This window comes from Polaromonas sp. P1_G4 (assembly GCF_056405475.1).
In genome coordinates this window covers 1-2739 of sequence record NZ_JBFUCA010000542.1, presented here as the reverse complement: position 1 = coordinate 2739, position 2739 = coordinate 1, and the positions used below count along the sequence as shown (strand labels likewise).

4 protein-coding genes are annotated in these 2739 nt (G+C 57.8%); 3 read left to right on the top strand and 1 reads right to left on the bottom strand.

Annotation, left to right across the window (positions count from 1 at the left end):
- Positions 1–630, top strand: a 630-nt coding sequence (locus tag AC1D1X_RS20200; RefSeq protein ID WP_477699002.1) for a glutathione S-transferase, incomplete at its 5' end; no start/stop codon positions are given.
- A gap of 226 nt (positions 631–856) precedes the next feature.
- Here AC1D1X_RS20200 and AC1D1X_RS20195 read toward each other — a convergent pair.
- Positions 857–1279, bottom strand: coding sequence for a cupin domain-containing protein (locus tag AC1D1X_RS20195; RefSeq protein WP_092130677.1), 423 nt, complete (start codon positions 1277–1279; stop codon positions 857–859).
- Between the two features lie 305 nt (positions 1280–1584).
- On the opposite strand from AC1D1X_RS20195, the gene AC1D1X_RS20190 reads away from it, so the two are divergent.
- Complete coding sequence (locus AC1D1X_RS20190) at positions 1585–2031, top strand: hypothetical protein (protein WP_477667905.1); 447 nt, start codon at positions 1585–1587, stop codon at positions 2029–2031.
- A 33-nt stretch (positions 2032–2064) separates the two neighbouring features.
- Positions 2065–2667: a hypothetical protein gene (locus tag AC1D1X_RS20185; RefSeq protein WP_477699001.1), complete on the top strand. Its 603-nt coding sequence runs from the start codon at positions 2065–2067 to the stop codon at positions 2665–2667.
- The last annotated feature ends 72 nt before the right edge of the window (positions 2668–2739 follow it).

The window sequence follows — 2739 nt, the reverse complement described above, 5'->3', positions numbered from 1 at the left end:
AGCAAGAACTACGGAGCGTGGGCTCTGCGCGGCTGGCTGCTGGCGAAGTTCGCGGGGCTGGAATTCACCGAAAAAGTGATTTCACCGGATGACCCGGCGATGAAAGCCGAAATGCTGCTGCTTTCGTCCAGCATGCTGGTGCCGTCGCTGCAGCACGGCAACGTCAAGGTGTGGGACACCCTGGCGATTGCCGAATACCTCAATGAAATCAAGCCTAAAGCCCAGTTGCTGCCCGCGGACATCAAGGTGCGGGCGCATTGCCGTGCGGTGTGCGGTGAGATGCATTCAGGCTTTGCCTCCATGCGCGCTGCGCTGCCGATGAACATCAAGGCCCATTTTTCGGGCTTCAAGGTCTGGTCCCGCGCGCAGGCCGACATCGACCGCGTGCTGGAAATCTGGAAGGAATGCCTGGCCACCTATGGCGGCCCCTATCTGTTCGGCAAGCAGCTGTCGGTGGCCGATGCCATGTATGCGCCGGTGGTTACCCGGTTTCTCACTTACGACGTGCCGCTGGACAAGGCTTGCACGGCGTATTGCAAGCGGGTGATGGAGTTGCCGGCTATGAAGGAGTGGGTGGCTGAGGCTCGGAAGGAGCCGGATGACATTGATGAGTTGGATGCAGAATTTTGAACACCCCCGTCGAGGCTCACTGCGTGTAGCCTGYTCCCCCCTTSCAGGGGGCGGYGCCTGGGGCCGGCGAAGCCGGACCCGCGGCCCCCACTGGTGAAATACCCCCGCTACATACGCCCTGAAATCTTCAAGCCAGCATGAGCCGCGGGACTGGCTTTGCCAGACCGCAGGCGGGCGGCCCCCTCGGGGGGCAGGGAGCTACACGAAGTGAGCGACCGTGGGGGCGCTATTTCCAGGGGGTAGGTGGCGGAATTTCGCAGACCGGGTCTACGTCTATGGATTTGAAGTCCGCTGGCCCGACGATTTCCAGGTATTCCATGTCGGGTGAGTAGTCGAACAGGAAATGCTTGATGCCTGGTCGCTGGTGCACCACGTCACCGGCCTCGACCAGGGTTTCCTTGTCTTCGTACATAAAGCGGGCCCAGCCCTTGGTCATGATGACGATCTGGAAATCTGCCTCATGACGGTGCCATCCCGTGCCTGTTTCTGGTGCCATATTGGCCTTCACAAGGTGCGCGATGACTTTGCCGTTGGTCGCGTCGGCAATGCCGAGGTCACGGTACAGGAAAAAGTCGCGCAAACCACCGGAGACAAACTGCGTGTCGCCAGGCTTGACATGGGAAAACTTGGTCGCGGTGCGGTCCAGCATGGGGTGCTCCTGTTCAATCAAGACATCCAACTCGGGATTGGTGCGGTGCAGCAAGCATGAAGTGTTCCAGAGTGTGTGCGGCGTGGGCTACACCGCTGGCTGCACAGCCAGGGCGACAAAGAGGGGCCTTTGCAAAGCTATAGTTCAGGAACGTCTAAACCTCCACCCATCCGACTCAAAGGCGTTTGACATGTGGCCCAAGCTCATTCGTTTCCTCAAGGGGGAGCGGAGACCTGACCCTTTCTTCAAGCGAGGGCCGGGCTTGACCGGTTTTGTTGACACTTTCACCTTAGAAGACACTGTCCATGCGTCCATCGTTGAAGACCCGAAAGCCCATTGACCAACTCAAGCCGGAAGACCTCATCGCTTTTCCCATCTGGGAGTTCGCAAGCGACGAGGAAGGGGATGAAGAGCAGGACGAAACCTGGGTTCGTCCTCATCCGGCGAAGATGATGGGCCCGGACCTTTACGACCTGTCCGTTGCTGCTGATTTCCTTGCTTCCTCGGGCCAGATGTTCACCGGCTTTGTTGGCGTGACCACGGCTGGCGATCTCGAGTTTGGGCATGGGGTGCTGCTGCATGAAAACGACCACATCTTCGTTCCCTCGGCCGAGTACCCGCAGGCAAAAAAGGAACGCAAGGCGGTTGCGGCCGCGCTGCGCATGAAAGAGTCTCAGGTTTTCCCGCTCAAGTTCACATTACGTGTTCTTCTGCAGGGCGAAGTTGCACCGCGCCGTGGTGAGTTCGCGTAGTCGCAGTGCGGCAAGCAACAAAACGTTCGCATCATGTCTGTTCTGGATCGACCATTCTTCAATCTGTCTGTGATCAAGGCACCGGTGGCCGAGGTTGCCCAGGCGTTTGATCGCTATCCGCCAATGCGGGTTCATGGCAGCCCAACCTCGTTTGTCTTGCCAGAACAGCCGTACACGGAAGACAAAGGCGCGCCGCCGCTCATTCTGTGGTCACCGGCTAACGCACCTGGGCTAACGGTTTTTATGCCTCACCTGTCTGCGGGAGATGGTTACGTACCAGCTTACGCGCAGTCGACGTTTCGCTTTGATGTAATTTCAATTCGAAGTACCGCTGATGATTGCCGGAAGGACGCCGTGAATGAATTTTCTGCTTATTCCCAAGGCGCTTTGTTGCGCTTTGTCCGTGTAATGAGTGACAACCCAGGTTGGGACTTCTATCAAAAGGGAGATCCTTTGTCCTTCGAAAACCTGGAAAAGTATCAGTTGCGATTAAAGCGGAAACGATTGCAGCGAGGCGATGTGCTTGYCTGCGTTGAATCCTGGGGAGCTCCAATCACATCGGCAATGTTCTGGCGCAGCGACTTTTCCGCTGTTACCTTCTTGCCGAAAGGGCCGGCCCCTTCGGCATTGGTCTGACATGACCACGAGAAACCAGCGCTACGCACACGCCGGGTTTGTCCGGGCTTGTCAACGGCGGGCCTGAATAAT

Excerpts from the sequence above, each read along its gene's own strand:
- AC1D1X_RS20195 (WP_092130677.1), bottom strand. The coding sequence starts at position 1,279 with ATGCTGGACCGCACCGCGACCAAGTTTTCCCATGTCAAGCCTGGCGAC.
- AC1D1X_RS20190 (WP_477667905.1), top strand. The coding sequence starts at position 1,585 with ATGCGTCCATCGTTGAAGACCCGAAAGCCCATTGACCAACTCAAGCCG.